This is a genomic window from Citrobacter sp. wls708, assembly GCF_005281255.1.
Classification (GTDB): domain Bacteria; phylum Pseudomonadota; class Gammaproteobacteria; order Enterobacterales; family Enterobacteriaceae; genus Citrobacter; species Citrobacter werkmanii.
The window spans coordinates 562768-584121 of the sequence record NZ_SZXE01000016.1 but is presented as its reverse complement, the minus strand read 5'-3'; the positions used below and the strand labels follow the sequence as shown (position 1 = coordinate 584121).

Annotated in this window: 19 protein-coding genes and 1 pseudogene; 14 read left to right on the top strand and 6 right to left on the bottom strand. The window is 54.2% G+C overall.

Features of this window, described 5'->3' with window-relative positions:
* The first annotated feature begins 14 nt into the window (after nt 1-14).
* The 6 genes and pseudogenes from FDW97_RS12510 to FDW97_RS12480 all read left to right on the top strand — a co-directional run bounded on the left by FDW97_RS12510 (nt 15) and on the right by FDW97_RS12480 (nt 4875).
* Nucleotides 15-269 (top strand): MafI family immunity protein, encoded by a 255-nt coding sequence (locus FDW97_RS12510; RefSeq protein WP_085047669.1) that lies wholly within the window; start codon nt 15-17, stop codon nt 267-269.
* Nucleotides 270-677: 408 nt separating this feature from the next.
* Nucleotides 678-1697, top strand: a pseudogene (locus FDW97_RS23420) (DUF6862 domain-containing protein); the annotation flags it as partial.
* On the top strand, nt 1694-2179 hold the full coding sequence (locus FDW97_RS12495; protein ID WP_085047668.1) for a hypothetical protein: 486 nt from the start codon (nt 1694-1696) through the stop codon (nt 2177-2179). The pseudogene FDW97_RS23420 and the gene FDW97_RS12495, both read left to right, overlap by 4 nt.
* A 788-nt stretch (nt 2180-2967) precedes the next feature.
* Nucleotides 2968-3213: a YmjA family protein gene (locus FDW97_RS12490; RefSeq protein WP_069323914.1), complete on the top strand. Its 246-nt coding sequence runs from the start codon at nt 2968-2970 to the stop codon at nt 3211-3213.
* Between the two features lie 86 nt (nt 3214-3299).
* Nucleotides 3300-3776, top strand: coding sequence for a cold-shock protein (locus tag FDW97_RS12485; protein WP_038638021.1), 477 nt, complete (start codon nt 3300-3302; stop codon nt 3774-3776).
* A gap of 382 nt (nt 3777-4158) precedes the next feature.
* Nucleotides 4159-4875, top strand: a complete 717-nt coding sequence (locus FDW97_RS12480) for a YebC/PmpR family DNA-binding transcriptional regulator (protein WP_038638023.1) — start codon at nt 4159-4161, stop codon at nt 4873-4875.
* 114 nt (nt 4876-4989) lie between these two features.
* On the opposite strand, the gene FDW97_RS12475 is transcribed toward FDW97_RS12480, so the two are convergent.
* Together FDW97_RS12475 and FDW97_RS12470 are read right to left on the bottom strand one after the other, a co-directional pair.
* Nucleotides 4990-5847 (bottom strand): alpha/beta fold hydrolase, encoded by an 858-nt coding sequence (locus FDW97_RS12475; RefSeq protein WP_069323915.1) that lies wholly within the window; start codon nt 5845-5847, stop codon nt 4990-4992.
* 168 nt (nt 5848-6015) lie between these two features.
* Nucleotides 6016-6828 carry a DNA-binding transcriptional regulator gene (locus tag FDW97_RS12470; RefSeq protein WP_051594508.1) on the bottom strand — a complete coding sequence of 271 codons (813 nt, stop codon included), beginning with the start codon at nt 6826-6828 and terminating at the stop codon, nt 6016-6018.
* 190 nt (nt 6829-7018) lie between these two features.
* Here FDW97_RS12470 and FDW97_RS12465 point away from each other — a divergent pair, with 190 nt between their 5' ends.
* From FDW97_RS12465 to mmuM, 8 genes are all read left to right on the top strand, one after another.
* On the top strand, nt 7019-8683 hold the full coding sequence (locus FDW97_RS12465) for a bifunctional 3-(3-hydroxy-phenyl)propionate/3-hydroxycinnamic acid hydroxylase (RefSeq protein ID WP_137351108.1): 1665 nt from the start codon (nt 7019-7021) through the stop codon (nt 8681-8683).
* A gap of 1 nt (nt 8684) precedes the next feature.
* Nucleotides 8685-9629, top strand: coding sequence for a 2,3-dihydroxyphenylpropionate/2,3-dihydroxicinnamic acid 1,2-dioxygenase (mhpB, locus tag FDW97_RS12460; RefSeq protein WP_085047666.1), 945 nt, complete (start codon nt 8685-8687; stop codon nt 9627-9629).
* A gap of 28 nt (nt 9630-9657) precedes the next feature.
* Nucleotides 9658-10524: a 2-hydroxy-6-oxonona-2,4-dienedioate hydrolase gene (mhpC, locus tag FDW97_RS12455; protein ID WP_069323918.1), complete on the top strand. Its 867-nt coding sequence runs from the start codon at nt 9658-9660 to the stop codon at nt 10522-10524.
* A gap of 9 nt (nt 10525-10533) precedes the next feature.
* Nucleotides 10534-11343 (top strand): 2-keto-4-pentenoate hydratase, encoded by an 810-nt coding sequence (mhpD, locus tag FDW97_RS12450; protein ID WP_069323919.1) that lies wholly within the window; start codon nt 10534-10536, stop codon nt 11341-11343.
* On the top strand, nt 11340-12290 hold the full coding sequence (gene mhpF, locus FDW97_RS12445; protein WP_137351107.1) for an acetaldehyde dehydrogenase: 951 nt from the start codon (nt 11340-11342) through the stop codon (nt 12288-12290). The genes mhpD and mhpF overlap by 4 nt, the downstream gene beginning before the upstream one ends.
* Nucleotides 12287-13300 carry a 4-hydroxy-2-oxovalerate aldolase gene (gene mhpE / locus FDW97_RS12440; protein WP_137351106.1) on the top strand — a complete coding sequence of 338 codons (1014 nt, stop codon included), beginning with the start codon at nt 12287-12289 and terminating at the stop codon, nt 13298-13300. The genes mhpF and mhpE overlap by 4 nt, the downstream gene beginning before the upstream one ends.
* Before the next feature lie 68 nt (nt 13301-13368).
* Nucleotides 13369-14580 (top strand): 3-(3-hydroxy-phenyl)propionate transporter MhpT, encoded by a 1212-nt coding sequence (mhpT, locus tag FDW97_RS12435; RefSeq protein ID WP_137351105.1) that lies wholly within the window; start codon nt 13369-13371, stop codon nt 14578-14580.
* A gap of 147 nt (nt 14581-14727) precedes the next feature.
* The gene (gene mmuM, locus FDW97_RS12430) at nt 14728-15660 is read left to right on the top strand and encodes a homocysteine S-methyltransferase (RefSeq protein ID WP_137351104.1); all 933 of its coding nucleotides are present in this window, start codon (nt 14728-14730) and stop codon (nt 15658-15660) included.
* 108 nt (nt 15661-15768) lie between these two features.
* On the opposite strand, the gene fbpC is transcribed toward mmuM, so the two are convergent.
* The 4 genes from fbpC to uhpC form a co-directional block, all read right to left on the bottom strand.
* Nucleotides 15769-16815, bottom strand: coding sequence for a ferric ABC transporter ATP-binding protein (gene fbpC, locus FDW97_RS12425; RefSeq protein ID WP_085047664.1), 1047 nt, complete (start codon nt 16813-16815; stop codon nt 15769-15771).
* 11 nt (nt 16816-16826) lie between these two features.
* Nucleotides 16827-18905: an iron ABC transporter permease gene (locus tag FDW97_RS12420; protein WP_137351103.1), complete on the bottom strand. Its 2079-nt coding sequence runs from the start codon at nt 18903-18905 to the stop codon at nt 16827-16829.
* Nucleotides 18906-18972: 67 nt separating this feature from the next.
* A complete protein-coding gene (locus FDW97_RS12415; protein WP_069323924.1) occupies nt 18973-20004 on the bottom strand; it encodes an ABC transporter substrate-binding protein in 1032 nt (343 codons plus the stop codon).
* Nucleotides 20001-21296: an MFS transporter family glucose-6-phosphate receptor UhpC gene (gene uhpC, locus FDW97_RS12410; RefSeq protein WP_038638059.1), complete on the bottom strand. Its 1296-nt coding sequence runs from the start codon at nt 21294-21296 to the stop codon at nt 20001-20003. The genes FDW97_RS12415 and uhpC overlap by 4 nt, the downstream gene beginning before the upstream one ends.
* Nucleotides 21297-21354 lie beyond the last annotated feature (58 nt).

Sequence of the window (21354 nt, the reverse complement as noted above, 5' to 3'; positions counted from 1 at the left end):
AAGGGATTTATTAAATGTTTGGTTTAAAAATCAGTCAATTAGGAAAGTTGCTTGAAGATCGATTAGATCCGGATTTAATTGATGGCGCTTTAGATTATATTCAATATGACGAGGAGCCTCTTGCTTTTGAGATTCTTTGCGACCATATAAGCGAGTATGACATCACCATAACTGAAAATGAGTATGAGTTAATAACTCAACTTATCGAAGAGATGAAGTTAGATATAAGTGAACCACCGTTTAAATATTTAAAAAAATTAGTTGGTTAAGCAAATCCCGGCCATCAAAAGCCGGGATTTTTAGACCTTCTGCTGCGGCTCAATAGCCAGCTCCCCCTTCTCGGCAGTGACCACTACTGCCAGTCCGGTATAGAAGATTAGCGTCTTCAGCCAGCGGCCCTTGAGGGTAAACTGCGGCAGCGGAGTCGATAACTAACCCTGTAATAATGCGCCTACGGCTCTAAGGCGGCGGTTGTGGTGGCGTGCTGTTGTGTGCTGGACTTGCCGTTCAGCCATGCTCGTTCAACTCTGTTGCAGAGGGGCGGTAGCGCCTGTGACCCCGAAAACGCTTAACAGCGCAAAAAAATCCTGGGGAGAAAGTACAATAGACAAAAATTGTTATCAACAAATTGAAATAACAGGAAAAAACCGAGTCTATCGCAGCAACCTGCATCGGAAAGAGTTGTTGTTGAGAATAACTACCTGAGCGTGTCTGAAAAGACAGAGCTTGAGATAGCAAAACAGACGCTTAAAAACAGTAAAGATGCGGCAGAGCGCGAAAAGGCACAGCAGAAATATGATGCATTGCTTGAAAAAGATATCAGCAGTGATAAGGCGGTAATCGCTGCATGCAGTAATGGACAGGCAGCCAGCGCGGCTTGTGCCGGTGAAAGACTGAAGGTTATTGCTGCTAAAGGAGGTTATGAAACCGGAAACTACAATAACCAAGCCAGCGACATGTATCCGGATGCTTACGGGCAGACAGTAAACCTGCTGAATATCACCAGTGTTGATGCACAAAATCAACAACAGGTGAAGGATGCGATGGTGAACTATGCCATAGTGCAGTTTGGGGTCGATAGGGCGACTGCAGAGGCATACGTTGAAACTTATGATGGAATGAAGGTTGTAGCGGCTTCGATGGCACCAGTAATAGGTGCTGCGGCGGCCAGTAAGATAGAAGTTCTGGCTGGTAAACAACGCTTGTCTAATAGTTTCGAGGTTAGCTCACTCCCAGATGCAAATGGGAAAAATCACATCACGGCTGTAAAAGGTGATGCTAAAATACCTGTCGATAAGATTGAACTATATATGCGTGGTAAAGCTTCCGGTGACCTTGAGTCTTTGCAAATAGAATATAATTCTTTAAAAGATGCAAAAATTAGCAGCCAAAAAGAATTTGCAAAAGATCCAAATAACGCTAAAGGATGGAAGTGTTAGAAAAAAATCCATAATATTGAGCGTTCTCAAGATATGGCTCGTGTATTAGAGCAAGCAGGTATAGTGAATACTGCCAGTAATAACAGCATGATAATGGATAAGTTATTGGACTCAGCTCAGGGGGCTACGTCTGCAAATAGAAAAACATCTGTTGTTGTATCAGGACCTAACGGTAACGTAAGGGTTTATACTACATGGGCAATATTACCTGATGGCACGAAAAGACTTTCAACTGTTAATACGGGAGCATTCAAATGATAAATGTGAATAGTACCACAAAGGATATTGAAGGTTTAGAAAGTTACCTGGCTAATGGCTATGTAGAGGCTAACTCTTTTAACGACCCAGAGGATGATGCGTTAGAGTGTCTCAGTAATTTATTAGTTAAAGATTCGGGGTGCTGTCTGTCATTTTGTAAAAAAATAATTAATTCAAATAACATTGATGGTGTTTTTATTAAAGGTTCGGCGCTGAATTTCTTATTATTGTCAGAACAGTGGTCTTACGCATTTGAGTATTTGACAGGCAATGCGGATAATATAACTCTTGCAGAGCTTGAAAAGGCGCTTTTCTATTTTTACTGTGCAAAAAATGAGGCAGATCCTTATCCTGTACCAGAGGGTTTATTCAAAAAACTAATGAAAAGATATGAAGAACTGAAAAATGACCCTGATGCAAAATTTTATCATCTTCATGAAACGTACAATGATTTTTCAAAAGCTTACCCTCTGAATAATTAGAAGCTATCGCCCGTGTAATATTGTCTATGACTGCATGGAAGGATGATGGTCATAGTGTGTTGGGAGCTATTCTTTAACAGATTTGGGGGAAATGGTGTAACTGGCTGAAAGGGCGCGTCAGGGCAAAAAGTTAGTGGGCTGGAAGTATAGCAGAGAAAACTGGTTTTAAGTCACTGAAAATAAAGTGGAAAATGTTATTGTTACGGGGTGCGCACCGGAAAGAGTTGTTGTTGAGAATAACTCACTCAGCGGTGATAAGGCCCGAGAAGCGGCGAAACGGGCTGCTGAATCCCTGAAAAATCAGGTCAGGGAAAAGCTGGGTGAAGGCGGAACTGTCCTGCGCTGATTACGTTCGCAGGTGAATACTTGCCGTACCTGTCAGCCTACTGTGCCGAGGGAAAGCGGTTTTTTGCGTAGTAACTCGTGGTTTTACGGGGCATCTGGTGAAACACCTGAATATGCCTGGGCAACGGCGGGTTCTGGCATAAAATTTGTGTCAGCGATAATCAGCTTCTTGTAAGTTGTCATGTATTAAGCGGAATAAAGGTGTTTGTGCCCCTTTGCTACTACACTATTTAACCTATGGCTATCACACCGTACTTAATAAAACTGTCGTCATTTAAAAATGGCATATTTATTAAATGCGAAGCGGCTCCAGAAAATAGTGTTGATATATGTAATGTGTAACAGCCAATAAAACAGATCGCGAACTATGAAATAAGAATGCTATCATTCACATCAGACGCGGCAGACAACTGCTGGCACACGCATTCACCCCGGAGCACCTCATGAATAACGACATTCCGCTAAAATATTATGATATCGCCGACGAGTACGCGACCGAAGCCGCAAAGCCGGTAAACGATGCCGAACGCGATGCGCTGGCGCACTACTTCCAGCAACTGATCACCCGTTTAATGAACAACGAAGAGATTAGCGAAGAAGCGCAGCAGGAGATGGCAACCGTGGCCGGTGTCGACGCGCAGCGTATCGACGATATCGCGGAGTTCCTCAATCGCTGGGGTAACGAGTAGCCAAAGACGTGGTCTGTGTTTTACACTGCGCGCAAATTCAGTAGATATACTCTGCGAGTATTAGATTTAATCAGGTGGAAACAGCAATGAACGGAACAATCACAACGTGGTTTAAAGATAAAGGCTTTGGATTTATCAAAGATGAAAATGGCGATAACCGCTATTTTCATGTGATTAAGGTTGCTAATCCTGAGCTAATCAAGAAAGACGCGGCGGTAACCTTTGAACCGACCACCAACAACAAAGGTCTGTCTGCCTATGCGGTGAAAGTCATACCAGACAGCAAATACATCTATATCGCGGGCGAGCGTCTGAAGCTCACGGCGATCAAGTCGTACCTGGTATACAGTGAAGAAGTTCCTGTCGAAACCCGTATTGATAAAGAAAACGCGGTGCTGTCTGTCGGCGTACTGATGAACAGCATCCGGCCGAAATCAGAGGTGAAGCCAGGCGAAATGCGTAAGCTGAAAAAACTGGCTATCACCACTTTCCAGGGCACGACGCTGATCTTCTCCGAAGATGAAATCGACATCGATGCGACAGTAAAATTGCTTAAGGTCTGAAGCTCTTCAGACTGATAAGTGCCGCAACTCTGTTATTCATTGCCCCATGCGGATAGTGTTGCTCTGAGCGCTGAGGATGCAAGAAACCGCTCGCCCAGAGCAGAACACTTTATGTAATTGCTGAAGCCGCCGCTGGCTTCGCGTCCTTATTATTACTGTGGTCCAATTAGTTAGGATAAAAACAAAAGAACCAGCAGGGAGTCTGGTAATAACCTATTCATAATGTTAATTATTAATTAAATAAAAGTAGCAGCTCATGAAGTTTTGATATTTTCATTTCTCATAGACGAGAATTTACACATCATGATATAATATGGTGGAGAAAACTCGCGGTTTATTAATCTGCGCGTAATGTAAATAAATTTTCGGGGAGTGTATTCCAGTGGGACGTAAATGGGCCAATATTGTTGGTAAAAAAACGGCTAAAGACGGTGCAACGTCTAAAGTATATTCAAAATTCGGTGTGGAAATCTATGCTGCCGCTAAACAAGGTGATCCAGACCCAGAATTAAACACAGCTTTAAAATTCGTTATTGAACGTGCGAAACAAGCCCAGGTTCCCAAGCACGTTATTGATAAAGCTATTGATAAAGCCAAAGGTGGCAGCGACGAAACGTTCATGCAAGGGCGTTATGAAGGTTTTGGCCCAAGCGGTTCCATGATTATCGCTGAAACCCTGACATCAAACGTTAACCGCACGATTGCTAATATTCGCTCAATCTTCAATAAAAAAGGCGGGAATATCGGGGCGGCAGGTTCTGTCAGCTACATGTTTGACAATACTGGTGTAATCGTATTTAAAGGCACTGACCCTGACCATGTTTTTGAAATTTTGCTTGAAGCTGAAGTTGATGTTCGTGATGTCACCGAAGACGAAGGAAATATCATTATTTATACTGAGTCTACCGACCTTCACAAAGGCATTGCAGCGTTAAAAGCAGCGGGAATTACAGAGTTTTCAACAACAGAATTAGAAATGATTGCTCAATCAGAAATTGAACTGTCGCCAGAAGATTTAGAAATCTTTGCAGGGCTTGTTGATGCTCTTGAAGATGACGACGATGTTCAAAAAGTATATCATAACGTTGCAAATCTCTAATTCTAAATTAAAGAAATCTGTCATTGTGGCAGATTTTTTTAACGATTAGATTTGTTATAAAAAGTATATCTGGCCTGACAGTACGGCAGAAAATAAAATTAAATATCTGCTGGCTCAATTCTGGCTCTGTCTCGCCAGCCACTGACCGACGATAGGCCATAATTTATCCGCACTCCGCGTTCGAAAAAAGCCCATGTGTCCAACTGAAGAAAGACCATAATCTGCGTGCCGAATTTCGCGATGTTCGATTTTTGCGTTTTGCACTGGCTCCATCAGGGATGCAATAGCTTCAGGGTTAGCCCACGGGTCGTCATCAAAACCCATCACCAGTAAAGGCAAGGTTATCTCACTTGCCCGTTGGCGTGCATCCCAGTCGGGATCGTCGTAGAAATAACCCGGCATTGCGCTCCAGCGTCCCCACTGAAGCATCACTGGAGCTGGCAAATCTTCGCCCAGCCCAAGGCGCCTGGCAGGCATATACCCGAAGATTCGGCAAAGAACCGGGGCCAGAACACGCAGCAGGCACCAGACCCGCACTTTCTCTGCCGTTTGTTTTATTGTGCTCGTTACCCCGGCATGGGAGGCCACAATGACGGCCGCGTGCAGGGCGGAAGTGGCCGTGGAAAGCAGAACCGCATGCCCGCCGACACTGTGTCCTACCGCCAGCAGGTTAAGTCCGGGAAAACGCGTTTTAGCCCAGGCAGTAATGCAGCCCACGTCCTGCTCGATCCAGTCTGACATTGAGATGCTGTAGCTACGGAGCTTCCCGGATTTCGAGCGGCCCGTTCCCCGATAATCGTAAGTGACGACACTGAATCCCTGGTTAAAAAGGTACTCTGCGAACCCCTTATAAAACGCCTGTACAACCGCCGTGGCTGGATGAAGAATAACGATCGCTTTGGCATCGCTTCTTTCCCAAATCGTGGCGGACAGAAATCCGCCTTCATTTACGGGTATTATTATTGAATTCATTCATTGAGCCTTATCTGTGTGGTCATACCAGTTGGTTCTGAATTCAATGTAGCTTTAACTAGCGAATCTGGCGATTTTTTTGTTCTGTATCCCGGTCTCGTTAAAGGAGACCGGGAATGCGGAAGGTTATTTAAGCTTTGGATAATCCGCCAACAAATGTGATCTACTTCACCTCCCGGCAACCAAAATCTCTTGTGACTCCACGCCGTCCTCTATCTGTTTCGCCACTTTTTGTAAGGCCGGAAGATGCTTTTCCGCTGCCTGCTCGATGGTCATGGCGCTGGCCATATACACCAGGTTCAGGCAACCAATAACCCGCTGTTCGCTGCGGATGGGAACGGCGATGGAGGCGATTTTTTCTTCCTGATCCCACCCGCGATAGTTCTGTCCAAAGCCGTCTTTACGTGCGCGGGCCAGAATAGCGTCGAGCTTCAGCGGTTCGCGGGCTAACTGGAACTCTTCTCCTGGTCTTGAGGCCAGCATTTCAATCAGTTGCTGACGTTCATTCTCCGGGCAAAATGCCAGCCAGGTCAGGCCGGATGCGGTTTTTAACAGCGGTAAACGACGTCCGACCATTGCCCGGTGAAACGACAGGCGGCTGAAGCGGTGGGTGGTTTCACGCACTACCATCGCGTCAACGTCCAGCGTGGACACGTCGGTCGGCCAGATGACTTCGCGCAGCAAATCCCCCAACAGCGGAGCGGCGAGCGCAGAAATCCACTGCTCATCACGAAATCCCTCGCTGAGCTGACGGACTTTAATGGTTAAGCGAAAGCTGTCATCGGACAGGCTGCGCCGGACGTAACCCTCATCCTGCAACGTTTCCAGCAGACGTCTGACCGTGGTGCGGTGCAGGCCGCTCAGCTCTGCCAGCAGGCCAACGCTGGCCCCGCCGTCAAGCCGATTTAACATATTTAATAACATTAACCCGCGCGTTAACCCGCGCACGGTTTTGTATTCGGTACCGTCGTCACTTTTCATATTCATTGACAAATATATAGGTAAAACAACGTTGTGCACTTAGTGCACATCCAGGCATGTTTTGATTGTAGCGCAAAAACTCACTTCTATACTGACCGCACAATAAAAATTATTCACATATTTTTAACAAAACAAATTGCGCCTCACCAGGGCCTGCAATTGCGTTTTGTCCGAGTAGTGAGGTTCTGAAATGACAACTATAAATCCTGATATCCAACCCGCAGTGCAGCACACCGCGCAGGTAGCCATTGCTGGAGCCGGCCCGGTAGGGCTGATGATGGCGAACTATCTTGGCCAGATGGGCATTGAGGTGCTGGTGGTAGAGAAGCTCGACACGCTGATCGACTATCCCCGCGCCATCGGTATTGACGATGAAGCGCTGCGCACCATGCAGTCCGTTGGTCTGGTCGAGAACGTTTTGCCACATACCACGCCGTGGCACGCGATGCGCTTTCTTACCCCGAAAGGCCGCTGCTTTGCCGATATCCAGCCGATGACCGACGAATTTGGCTGGTCGCGCCGCAATGCGTTCATTCAGCCGCAGGTGGATGCGGTGATGCTGGAAGGGCTGTCGCGTTTCCCCAACGTGCGTTGCCTGTTTTCTCGCGAACTGGAAGCCTTCAGCCAGCAAAATGGTGAAGTGACGCTGAACCTGAAAGCGCCGGACGGCCAGCGGGAAACGGTGAAGGCCCAGTGGCTGGTGGCCTGCGACGGTGGCGCCAGCAACGTCAGGCGCTCGCTGAATGTGCCATTTGAAGGTAAAACCGCGCCGAATCAGTGGATTGTAGTGGATATCGCCAACGATCCGCTGAGTACGCCGCATGTGTACCTGTGCTGCGATCCGGTGCGCCCGTATGTTTCTGCCGCGCTGCCGCATGCGGTGCGCCGCTTTGAATTTATGGTGATGCCGGGGGAAACCGAAGCCCAGCTTAGCGAGCCGCAGAATATGCGCCAACTCTTGAGCAAAGTGCTGCCGAACCCGGATAACGTCGAGCTGATCCGCCAGCGCGTGTACACCCATAACGCCCGGCTGGCCGAACGCTTTCGTATTGACCGTGTGCTGCTGGCGGGTGACGCGGCGCACATTATGCCGGTCTGGCAAGGGCAGGGGTACAACAGCGGTATGCGCGATGCCTTCAATCTGGCGTGGAAACTGGCGCTGGTGATTAATAGCAAAGCCGGTGATGCGCTGCTGGATACCTACCAGCAGGAGCGCCGCGATCATGCCAAAGCGATGATCGATTTGTCGGTTACCGCAGGCAACGTGCTGGCGCCGCCAAAACGCTGGCACGGCGCGGTGCGCGACGGAGTTTCCTGGCTGTTGAACTACATTCCGCCGGTCAAACGTTACTTCCTTGAAATGCGCTTTAAGCCGATGCCGCAGTACCACATCGGGGCGTTGGTGCGTGAAGGTGACGCGAAAACCTCGCCAGTCGGCAAGATGTTTATCCAGCCGAAGGTCACGCTGGAAACCGGCGAAGTGACGTTGCTCGACAACGTCATCGGCCCGAATTTCGCGGTGATTGGCTGGGGCTGTAATCCGCTATGGGGCATGAGTGAAGCGCAGATCCAGCAGTGGCAGGCGCTGGGGACGCGGTTTATCCAGGTGGTGCCGGATACGCAGATACATACCGATCAGGATAACCATGACGGCGTTACCCGCATTGGCGATACGCAAAACCGTCTGCGCGCGTGGTTTGCCCAACACAATGCCGCGCTGGTGGTGATACGCCCGGACCGCTTTGTCGCTGCCATCGCTATTCCGCAAACCCTGGGCAACACCCTGAATAAACTGGCGTCGGTGATGACGCTCACCCGCGTAAATACCGATCTTCCTGTTGAAAAGGTAGCCTGATATGCACGCTTATCTTCACTGTCTTTCCCACTCGCCGCTGGTGGGCTATGTCGACCCGGCGCAGGTCGTGCTCGATGAAGTTAACGGCGTGATCGCCAGCGCCCGCGCACGTATTGCGGCGTTCGATCCTGAGCTGGTGGTGCTGTTTGCCCCCGATCACTACAACGGTTTTTTCTACGATGTGATGCCGCCGTTTTGTTTAGGCGTAGGAGCCACCGCAATCGGCGATTTCGGCAGCGCCGCCGGGGAACTGCCGGTGCCCACCGATCTCGCTGAGGCCTGCGCCCATGCGGTGATGAAAAGCGGTATCGATCTTGCCGTGTCCTACAACATGCAGGTCGATCACGGCTTTGCGCAGCCGCTGGAGTTTTTGCTCGGCGGTCTGGATAAGGCCCCGGTGTTACCGGTGTTTATTAACGGCGTCGCCACGCCGCTGCCGGGCTTTCAGCGTACCCGCATGCTCGGTGAAGCCATTGGTCGTTTCGCCAGTTCGCTGAATAAACGCGTGCTGTTTTTAGGTTCCGGCGGCCTGTCGCATCAGCCACCGGTGCCGGAGCTGGCAAAGGCCGATGCCCATATGCGCGACCGCCTGCTCGGCAGCGGCAAACAGTTACCCGAAAACGAGCGTGAATTGCGCCAGCAGCGAGTGATCAGTGCCGCCGAGAAATTTGTGCAAGACCAGCACACGCTGCACCCGCTTAACCCCGTCTGGGATAACCGCTTTATGACCCTGCTTGAGCAGGGGCGTTTGCAGGAGCTGGACGCGGTCAGCAATGAAGAGCTATCCGCGATGGCGGGCAAATCAACGCACGAAGTGAAAACCTGGGTTGCCGCCTTCGCCGCCATTTCTGCCTTTGGCAACTGGCGCAGCGAAGGTCGTTATTATCGCCCGATCCCGGAGTGGATCGCCGGATTCGGCTCCCTGAGCGCCACCACACAGAACTGAAACAGAACTGAATATGCAGGAGAAGAGCATGACTTACCAACCGCAAACCGAAGCCGCCACCAGCCGTTTTCTGGAGGTGCAGGAAGCAGGCGAAACCTTACGCGTGCATTTCAATGACTGTGGGCAGGGCGAAGAGACCGTGGTGCTACTGCACGGCTCAGGTCCTGGCGCGACGGGCTGGGCGAACTTCAGCCGCAACATCGATCCGCTGGTTGAGGCCGGATACCGGGTAATCCTGCTGGATTGTCCTGGCTGGGGGAAAAGCGATGGGATCGTTAACCGCGGGTCACGATCCGATCTCAACGCTCGCATTCTGAAAAGCGTGGTCGATCAACTGGATATTCAGAAAATCCACTTGCTGGGCAACTCAATGGGTGGCCACAGTGCAGTGGCGTTTACTTTGAGCTGGCCGGAGCGCGTGGGCAAGCTGGTGCTGATGGGCGGTGGAACGGGCGGCATGAGCCTGTTTACCCCGATGCCGACCGAAGGCATCAAGCGTCTGAATCAGCTATATCGTGAGCCGACCATCGAAAATCTGAAGCTGATGATGGAGATTTTTGTCTTCGACACCAGTGACCTGACTGAAGCGCTGTTTGAGGCGCGCCTGAATAACATGCTGTCGCGCCGCGATCACCTGGACAACTTTGTCCAGAGTCTGGAAGCCAACCCGAAACAGTTCCCTGACTTCAGCCCGCGTCTGGGTGAAATCAAGGCCCAGACCCTGATTGTCTGGGGCCGCAACGACCGGTTCGTGCCGATGGACGCCGGTCTGCGCCTGCTCTCCGGGATTGCCGGTTCTGAACTGCACATCTACCGCGACTGCGGGCACTGGGCGCAGTGGGAACATGCGGATGCCTTTAACCAACTGGTGCTGAACTTCCTCGCACGCCCTTAAGGAACGGACATGACGAATCTTAATCTTGAGCAGTTAGCCGCCGATTTACGCCTGGCAGAGGAAAAAGGAGAAGCTATCGCCCCGCTGCGTGAACTGATTGGCGTGGACAATGCCGAAGCGGCCTATGCCATTCAGCGCATCAACGTGCAGGACAACGTGGCGCGCGGGCGGCGCGTGGTCGGGCGCAAAGTGGGGCTGACGCACCCGAAAGTGCAACAACAGCTGGGCGTCGATCAGCCGGATTTCGGCACGCTGTTTGCCGACATGTGCTACGGCGATAACGACACCATTCCGTTTTCACGTGTACTGCAACCCCGCATTGAAGCGGAAATCGCGCTGGTGCTGAACCGCGATCTACCCAATGCCGACACCACTTTTGATGAGCTGTATAACGCCATCGAGTGGGTGCTGCCCGCGCTCGAAGTGGTCGGCAGTCGTATCCGCGACTGGTCAATAAAGTTTGTTGATACCGTGGCGGATAATGCCTCCTGCGGTGTGTATGTGGTCGGCGGGCCGGCGCAGCGTCCGGCCGGGTTAGATCTGAAAAATTGCGCAATGAAAATGACGCGCAATAACGAAGAGGTCTCCAGTGGGCGCGGCAGCGAATGTCTGGGACATCCGATCAACGCCGCCGTCTGGCTGGCGCGCAAAATGGCCAGCCTCGGCGAGCCGCTGCGTGCGGGGGACATCATTCTCACCGGGGCGTTAGGCCCGATGGTATCAGTGAATGCGGGCGATCGTTTTGAAGCCCATATCGACGGTATTGGTTCAGTTGCCGCCACTTTTTCAGCGGCGGTTACAAAAGGAAGTCAGTCATGAGTAAGCGTAAAGTCGCCATTATCGGCTCCGGCAACATCGGCACCGATTTGATGATTAAAATTCTGCGCCACGGCGTGCATCTGGAGATGGCGGTGATGGTCGGTATTGACCCGCAATCCGATGGTCTGGCACGCGCCAGACGTATGGGTGTTGCCACCACCCATGAAGGGGTGACTGGGCTTATTGCCATGCCGGAATTTGCCGATATCGACATCGTGTTTGATGCCACCAGCGCGGGCGCACATGTGAAGAACGACGCCGCGCTGCGCGCCATTAAACCGGGGATCCGCCTGATCGACCTGACGCCCGCGGCGATCGGTCCATACTGCGTGCCGGTGGTGAATCTGGAGGCTAACGTTGATCAGCAGAACGTCAATATGGTGACTTGCGGCGGGCAGGCGACCATTCCGATGGTGGCGGCTGTCTCTCGCGTGGCAAAAGTCCATTACGCCGAAATTATTGCCTCGATCGCCAGTAAATCTGCGGGACCGGGCACTCGCGCCAATATTGATGAGTTCACCGAAACCACCTCAAAGGCGATTGAAGTGGTCGGCGGCGCCGAAAAAGGTAAAGCCATCATTGTGCTCAACCCGGCCGAACCGCCGCTGATGATGCGTGACACAGTGTATGTGCTAAGCGAAGCGGCCTCCGAGATTGAAGTTGAAGCGTCTATCAACGAGATGGCGGCGGCGGTACAGGCCTATGTGCCGGGTTATCGCCTGAAACAGCGCGTACAGTTTGAAGTTATCCCGCAGGATAAACCGGTGAATCTGCCGGGTATCGGCCAGTTTTCCGGGCTCAAAACCGCGGTATATCTGGAAGTGGAAGGCGCAGCGCACTATTTACCTGCCTATGCGGGCAACCTCGACATAATGACCTCCAGCGCGCTGGCGACCGCTGAGAAGATGGCGCAGTCACTCACCCGTCAGGCAGGAGAAGCAGCATGAACGGTAAAAAACTCTATATCTCTGACGTGACCCTGCGTGACGGTATGCACGCCATTCGTCACCAGTATTCGCTGGAAAACGTGCGCCAGATTGCGAAAGCGCTGGACGATGCGCGGGTCGATTCTATTGAAGTGGCGCATGGCGACGGTTTACAAGGTTCCAGCTTTAACTACGGCTTTGGCGCGCACAGCGATCTCGAGTGGATTGAAGCGGCGGCAGACGTGGTGCAGCACGCTAAGATCGCCACGCTGTTACTGCCGGGGATCGGTACTATTCACGACCTGAAAAATGCGTATCAGGCCGGGGCGCGGGTGGTACGCGTGGCGACCCACTGCACCGAAGCGGACGTGTCGGCCCAGCATATTCAGTATGCGCGCGAGCTGGGTATGGATACCGTCGGCTTTCTGATGATGAGCCACATGACCACGCCGGAAAATCTGGCGCTGCAGGCGAAGCTGATGGAAACCTACGGCGCGACTTGTATCTACGTGGTCGATTCCGGCGGGGCGATGAACATGAGTGATATTCGCGCCCGCTTCCGCGCCCTGAAAGCGGTACTGAAGCCGGAGACGGAAACCGGAATGCATGCGCACCACAACCTCAGTCTCGGTGTGGCGAACTCGATTGCTGCGGTGGAAGAGGGCTGCGATCGTATCGACGCCAGCCTGGCGGGGATGGGCGCAGGCGCGGGCAATGCGCCGCTGGAAGTGTTTATCGCTGCTGCGGATAAGCTCGGCTGGCAGCATGGCACCGATCTGTATGCGCTGATGGATGCTGCCGACGATCTGGTGCGTCCGCTGCAGGACCGCCCGGTGCGGGTGGATCGCGAAACGCTGGCGCTGGGCTATGCCGGGGTGTACTCCAGCTTCCTGCGTCATTGTGAAGTGGCGGCGGCGCGTTATGGCCTGAGCGCGGTTGATATTCTGGTTGAACTGGGCAAGCGCCGAATGGTGGGTGGCCAGGAAGATATGATCGTCGACGTGGCGCTGGATCTGCGCCACAGCAAATAAAAATGATTACGCGGCTGGCAACGTATCAGCCGCGATTCACCTGCATCGTGACCTCAGAGGTACATCTTATGACTACCCGTACCCCCGCATCCTGGCGCCTGACGTTGACCGTCGGGCTGTGTTTTTTAGTCGCCCTGATGGAAGGGCTGGATCTCCAGGCCGCCGGGATCGCTGCCGTCGGTATCGCTCAGGCGTTTGCGCTGGATAAAATGCAGATGGGCTGGATCTTCAGCGCCGGTATTCTCGGGCTGCTGCCCGGCGCGTTGGTGGGCGGTATGCTGGCCGATCGCTATGGTCGCAAGCGCATTCTCATTGCCTCCGTGGCGCTGTTCGGCCTGTTCTCGCTGGCGACGGCGATTTCCTGGGATTTCTCGTCGCTAGTAGTTGCCCGTCTGATGACCGGCGTCGGGCTGGGCGCGGCATTGCCGAATCTGATCGCGCTGACCTCCGAAGCGGCGGGGCCACGTTTTCGCGGTACGGCGGTGAGCCTGATGTACTGCGGCGTGCCGATTGGCGCGGCGCTGGCGGCGGCGCTTGGGTTTAGCTGTCTCGCCTCCGCCTGGCAAACGGTGTTCTGGGTTGGCGGGGTGATCCCGCTGCTGCTGGTTCCGCTGTTGATGCGCTGGCTGCCGGAATCGCAGGTTTATACCCAACAAACGCAGGTAGCTGCCGCGCCGTTGCGCGCCCTGTTTGCGCCAGCAGCAGCGAGCGCTACGCTGCTGCTGTGGCTGTGCTATTTCTTCACCCTGCTGGTGGTGTATATGCTGATCAACTGGCTGCCGATGCTGCTGGTGGAGCAGGGATTTCAACCCTCGCAGGCGGCAGGCGTGATGTTTGCTCTGCAAATCGGTGCAGCCAGCGGGACGTTAATTCTCGGGGCGTTGATGGACAAACTGCGTCCGGTGGTGATGTCGCTGCTGATCTACACCGGGATGTTGGCTTCGCTGCTGGCGCTGGGGACGGTGTCGACATTCAGCGGCATGCTGATGGCGGGATTTGTGGCGGGGATGTTTGCCACTGGTGGGCAAAGCGTGTTGTATGCGCTGGCGCCGTTATTTTACAACACGCAGATTCGCGCCACAGGCGTGGGCACCGCCGTTGCTGTCGGACGTTTGGGCGCGATGAGCGGCCCGCTGCTGGCCGGGAAAATGTTAGCGCTGGGCACTGGAACGGTGGGCGTGATGGCGGCGTCTGCGCCGGGGATTTTGCTGGCGGGCCTGGCGGTATTTATCCTGATGAGCCGTAAATCGCAGATGTCGATGCCGGCTAACGGTGCTTAAGCGATCGTTTGGTGGTGAGTGCCCGACGCGGGCATCTGCGTCTGGTGGAGGGTTGACGCATCGCCATAATTGCGGGTGAGCGCGGAGCCTTGCGGGTATGGCTGTGATAGTGTGAGGGCTTATTTCCGTCAAAACAGGAGCCAGAACATGTCGCAGAATAATCCGTTAAGCGCCATCCTCGACAAACAGGATTTCCTGTTACTGGATGGTGCGATGGCGACGGAGCTGGAAGCGCGCGGTTGTGATTTAGCAGACAGCCTCTGGTCAGCCAAAGTGCTGGTCGAAAATCCGCAGCTTATCCGCGAAGTGCATCTTGATTATTTCCGGGCGGGGGCGCAATGCGTGATCACCGCCAGCTATCAGGCCACGCCGGCAGGTTTTGCCGCGCGCGGCCTGAATGAAGCGCAGTCGAAAGCGCTGATTGGCAAAAGCGTGGAGCTGGCGCGTAAAGCGCGTGAAGCCTGGCTGGCTGAGAACCCGCAGGCGGGTACGCTGCTGGTGGCAGGCTCCGTTGGGCCTTATGGCGCGTATCTGGCGGATGGATCAGAGTATCGTGGCGATTACCAACGTAGCGCTGAGGAATTTCAGGCGTTTCACCGTCCGCGCGTGGAAGCGTTGCTGGATGCCGGGGCCGATCTGCTGGCCTGTGAAACCCTGCCGAATTTTACCGAGATTGGCGCGCTGGCTGAGCTGTTGACCGCGTATCCGCGTGCCAGGGCGTGGTTCTCGTTTACTCTGCGCGACAGCGAGCACCTGAGCGACGGTACGCCGCTGCGTGACGTGGTGTCGTTGCTGGCGGGTTATCCGCAGGTGGTGGCGTTAGGCATCAACTGTATTGCGCTGGAAAAGACCACCGCCGCATTGCAGCATCTGCACGGCTTAACGGCGCTGCCGCTGGTGGTGTATCCAAACTCAGGCGAGCATTATGATGCGGCAAGCAAAACCTGGCATCATCACAGTGAGCATTGTGCGCAGTTGGCGGATTATTTGCCGCAGTGGCAGGCCGCTGGCGCACGGTTGATCGGCGGGTGTTGTCGCACCACGCCGAAGGATATTGCCGCGCTAAAAGCGCGAAGCTGAGAATTTATCAGGCCTACATCGTTCACTGTAGGCCTGATAAGCGCAGCGTATCAGGCATTGCCGGATGGTGGCGCAAGCGCCTTATCCGACCTACAAAGCAACAAAATCTTATGCCGCATCTGCCAGCACAAACATGCCGTACGGGTGGATTTCAAGGTAATACTGCTCGCCGACGTCCGGCTGCAGGCGCGTGGCGTTGACCTGCAACAATATCTCCTGTCCATGCCACTCCACCGTGACTTCATACTGAGGGCCCATATAGGCGACGTGGCGGATCGCGCAGCGCTGGCTCTCCTCGCCGCGATCGCTGAGCGTGATCGCTTCCGGGCGCACGCCGACCATCCCTTCTCCGTGATCGTTAAAGTGCGGCGGTCGCGGCAAACGATAGCCGTAGATATCAACGTATCCTGCGCTAAAGGTGGCCGGAAACAGGTTGGCATCGCCCATGAAACTCGCCATAAAACGTGAGGCAGGCTGACGATAGAGCTCCTGCGGCGAACCGATCTGCATGATGTGTCCTTTATTCATCACCAGTACGGTATCGGAAACCGCAAAGGCTTCGCTCTGATCGTGGGTAACGTACAGCGAGGTGATATCAAACTGCTTTTGAAGCTCGCGGATCTTGTCGCGCATACTGCGACGCAGGTTGGCGTCCAGGTTGCTCAGCGGCTCATCAAACAGCAGCACCTTCGGTTTGAGGATCAACGCGCGGGCCAGTGCCACGCGCTGCTGCTGACCGCCGGAGATCTGATCGACATAGCGCTCTTCGAACCCCTCCAGATCGACCATCGCCAGCGCGTCTTTCACCCGCGTCTTCACTTCGCTGCGCGACACGCCAAGCATCTTCAGGCCATAGCCGACGTTCTCTCCCAGCGACATGTGCGGAAACAGAGCATACGACTGAAACACCATGCAGATATCGCGTTGCTGAATGGAACGATGGGTGACGTCTTCGCCATCAATAAAAATCTGGCCTTCACTCGGTTTCTCCAGCCCGGCGACAAGGCGCAAAATGGTGGTTTTGCCACAGCCGGAGGGGCCGAGCAGCGTCACCATTTGCCCCTGAGGAATGGTGAGGTTGATGTTGTCGATAACCGTGTTGCTGCCAAATCGTTTAGTGACGTTGCGCAGTTCAACGAAATTTTTCTGAGTCATAGTGCGCTCCATTACGCCTGGTTTTTAGCTTTTGAACGGGAGGTACGTGATTCGCCGATCAGCCAGTCAAAGATGAAAATAATCGCCAGCATCACCACGATCAGAATCGAACCGTAGGCAATCGCCACCCCGTACTCGCCGTCTTCCACGCGGTTGAGGATGTAGGCCGTCGCCACGCGGGTATCCGGCGTCACAAGGAACACAATGGCGCTGACGGTGGTAATGGCGCGCACAAAGCTGTAGATCAGCGCCGAGAGGATCGCCGGGCGCAGCAGCGGCAGCAGGATATGCGTAATGGTCCGCAGGGAACCGGCACGCAGGCTAAGCGAGGCTTCATCCAGCGATTTATCGATTTGGCCTAAGCCCGCGATGCCCGCCCGAATTCCGACCGGCACGTTACGCATCACCATTGAGATAATCACGATGGCGGCGGTGCCGGTGAGGTACACCGGGGCGCTGTTAAAGGCCAGAATGTACGACACGCCCGCTACGGTGCCAGGAACGGCAAAGCACAGCATGGTGGTGAACTCGATGGTTTTTTTACCTTTAAACTGCTGGCGCACCACAATCCACGCGATCAGCAGACCAAAGATCGCGGTGATCGGCGCGGCAATCCCGGCGTAGAGCAGAGTGTCGAGCAGTGAAGGCCACGCGCCGTCGCTCATCCCCTGACCGAACAGTTTGGTAAAGTTCGCCAGCGTCAGGGTGTAGTCCACGCCCCAGTTAACGGTGAAACTGCCGTAGAAAATGCTGCCGTAGAGCAGGGCGTTAAAGGCAATCCACACCGCCAGCAGCGCAACCACGCTCCACACCAGCGTCACTGGCAGCGGCTGGACGTCGCCCCGGTAGGATTTACCGGAGACCGTCACGTAGGAGCGCTTGCCGATCCACATGTACTGCACACAGAATACCAGCAGCGAGAACAGCAGCAGGAACGCGCCCAGCGTACTGGCGGCCTGATAATCGAGCTGCGAGCCGGTGATATAGAAGTAAATTTGCGTTGCCAGCACGTCGAAGTTACCGCCGAGCACCAGCGGGTTACTGAAGTCGGCCAGCGACTGTACCACCACAATCAAAAAGGCGTTCGCCAGCGCCGGTTTCAGTAGCGGGACAAACACGCCGTTAAAGGTCTGCCAGCGGCTGGCACGCAGGGTGTATGACGCTTCTTCCAGCGACGGATGAATGGTCTTGATCGCCCCGTCGAGGATCATAAACGCCATCGGCGTAAAGGCCAGCACCTGCGCCAGCCAGATGCCGGTAAAACCGTACAGCCAGTTGGTGTTGGTTAAGCCGAACCAGTCGACCATAAATTCGGTGATGTAACCGGAGCGACCCATCATCAGCGTAACGCCTAAACCGACGACAAACGGCGGGGTGACGATCGGCAGAATCGAGAAAATACGTCCGATGATGGCGCTACGTCTGGCGATACGGGTCGTGTAGATAGCCAGCACCAGGCCAAAGAAGGTACAGCCGACGCCGACGGCAATCGACAGCATAATCGAGTTGAGGATCACCTGAATGATATGCGCCTGCGACAGCACATTCATAAACGCCAGTGGCGCAAATTCCCCGGCGTCGTTGGTGAACATCGGAATGAAAATAGCGATGCTCGGCCAGACGATAAAAATACCGATCAGCGCGACAATGGCGGTCAGCGAGCCGATGACAAAACGGTCGCCGCCCAGCCATTCCAGACGGGTAAGCGCCAGGGTCATAATTGCGCCCAGCGCCACAAACAGCACGATGGTGGCATAGCCTAAGCCGCGACCTTCAAGCGTGGCGCTGGCGACGATAAAGGCCATGCAGAAGAATGCCCAGCCTGCGTCAAGAGAATGGCGGCCGCGCTGTTCGCGTCTGGCTTCATGGAACGGGCGTACCAGCAGCAGGCTCGGTAGCAGATACCATAACCAACTGATATTGAATTGTGACCAGCCGTAGGCGGCGAGTATTTCTTCGCTCGTCGACTCCAGCAGACCGTAGTCCAGGCTCCAGCTTGGCAGCAGGGCAAACGCCAGCCAGCCGAGCAAAACCCAAAGAAATATCGCATCCCGTTTTTTCACGGGATGGAGTGCAAGTGTGTGTGACATAGCGGTTCCGGTATTTCAGGCCGGGCGGGCGCTTACGCCGCACCCGGCAAATGAACGCAACGTGGGCTTATTTACCCATCTTCACTTCGCTAACCCACTTATTGATCAGGGCTTTACGTACGTCGGTCGAGCCGTACTTATCCATGTCGTAGTTGATAAGCTTCAGGTCGTCGAGCTTCAGCGAGTTCGGCGAGGTCTCGGCGGTGGTGTTGGTCAGGATCTGATAGGATTTACCTTTCTTCCATGCCAACTCCTGGGCGTCTTTCGACAGCACCCAATCAACGAACAGTTTGGCGTTGTCGAGGTTACGCGCGCCTTTCAGGATGCTGACGCCGCCAATTTCATAGCCGGTGCCTTCGCACGGGGAGATCAGCTCCAGCGGGGCGCCCTGTTCTTTTTCCAGCGAGTAGTCGTGCAGGAAGCCAATGCCGATCGCCGTTTCGCCACGGGCGGCATTACGCGCCGGAGCAATGCCGGATTTGGTGTACTGGGAGACGTTGGCGTTGAGCTGTTTCAGGTAATCAAAAGCCTGATCCTCACCCCAAAGCTGGGCGAAGGTCGCCAGCGCGGTGTAGGCGGTGCCTGAACTCTGTGGGTCAGCAATCTGGATTTCCCCTTTGTATTCTGGTTTGGTCAGATCCTTCCAGCATTTCGGTACCGGCAGGTTTTTCTCTTTCAGGCGTTGAGTATTAACGCCAAAGCCCAGAATACCGACATACACCGCCGAGGAGAGGTTACCCTTTACTTTTGCCGGATCGCGGAACTTCTCCATGATCTGCGCGAGGTTAGGTGATTTGTACGGCTGCAGCAGGCCCATTTCGCCGGCCTGGGATTGTGGATCCAGCGTACCGCCGTACCACACATCCGCTTGCGGGTTTTTCTTCTCGGCATCGACCTTCGCCAGCGTGCTGCCGGAGCCGTTACGAATAAATGAGGTTTTCACATCATATTTGTCGCCGAAGGCTTTGGTTTCGGTTTCGCACATCTCGTTGGTGGCGCTGCAATACACCACCAGACGTCCTTGAGCTTGTGCCGCACTGCTGAAGGCCGCCAGCGTCAGAGCGGAGGCAATCAGGGTAGAGGTAAGCGTCAGTTTCATTGTTTTATCCTTTGACTGAGAGAAGGGGTAATGCCCGCAATGAGCAATGGCATCAGCAATAAACCCATAAAAACAGCGGCAACCGAGAGCAAACTGAACATTCCCGACCAGCCGTAGTGTTCTATGACCAGCGACAGCGGCCAACCCGCCAGCGCGGCCCCCAGATAGGCGAACAGCCCGAGAAAACCGGTGATTGAACCTGCCGCCGCTTTGTGTCCGCATTCGACAGCAGCCAGACCAATCAACATCTGCGGGCCAAACACAAAAAAGCCCACGGTAAAGAAACACACTGCCAGCAGCGCATAGTGGTGCACCGGGGCCAGCCACAGGGCGGCGACGGAGACCATCAGCCCCAGCGTGAACAGCAATATCATCGGCGCGCGCTGACCGCTGAACAGCAGATCCGATCCCCATCCGGCAAATAGCGCGCCGAGCAAGCCGCCGACTTCAAACAACATCACCGTGGCATTGGCGCTGAGTAGATTCACGCCGTGGCTTTCCGTCAGCCAGATGTTGCCCCAGTCGTTGAGCGCAATGCGGATCAAATAGACCAGTACATACGACACGCCAAGCAGCCAGATCATCGGATTTTTCAGCATGGTGGTGCGTAACATTTGCCACAGCCCCATCGGCGGGCTCTGCTGCTCCTGACGTAGCTCCAGCGGATCGTGCCGCCACTCTCCAACTGTCGGTAATCCCTCTTCCTGGGGCGTGCCTTTCAGTTGCAGGGTGAGCCAGATACCTAACGCCATGCTGATTATCCCTGGTGCCAGCATCGCTGCCTGCCAGCCCCACCAGAGGGCGGCAAAGGCGCTAATCAGCGGGATGATGGCCCCGCCGATGTTGATCGACATATTCCAGCAACCCCACCAGAAGCCGCGTTCGTTGCGCGAGTACCAGTGGGTCAGCAGGCGGGCGCAGGGCGGCCAGCCCCAGCCCTGGAAAAATCCGTTCAACGTCCAGACCGCCAGCAGCAGCGTCAGCGATTCACCAAAGGCGAACACCACGTTCAAAACACCAGTGGCGAACAGGCCTATTCCCATGAATGCGCGCTGCCCATGGCTGTCGTGCCACAATCCGGCGGCGAATTTCGACAGGCCGTAGGTCAGATAAAACAGCGATCCCAGCAGACCGATATCGCCTTTATCCAGCCCCAGATCCGTTTGCAGCGCCGGGAGTACATAGTTGACGCTTTTGCGCGTCAGATAAAACGCGGCGTAGCCAATCACCATGCACATCAGCAATTGTGGACGTAGCGTCCGGTATTGTTGGTCTGTTTCGCGTGCGTGCATGGCGGTCTCCGTTTGTGCTGACTATAGGAAAGTGAAAGCAAAAGGGGATGAGAGAAAG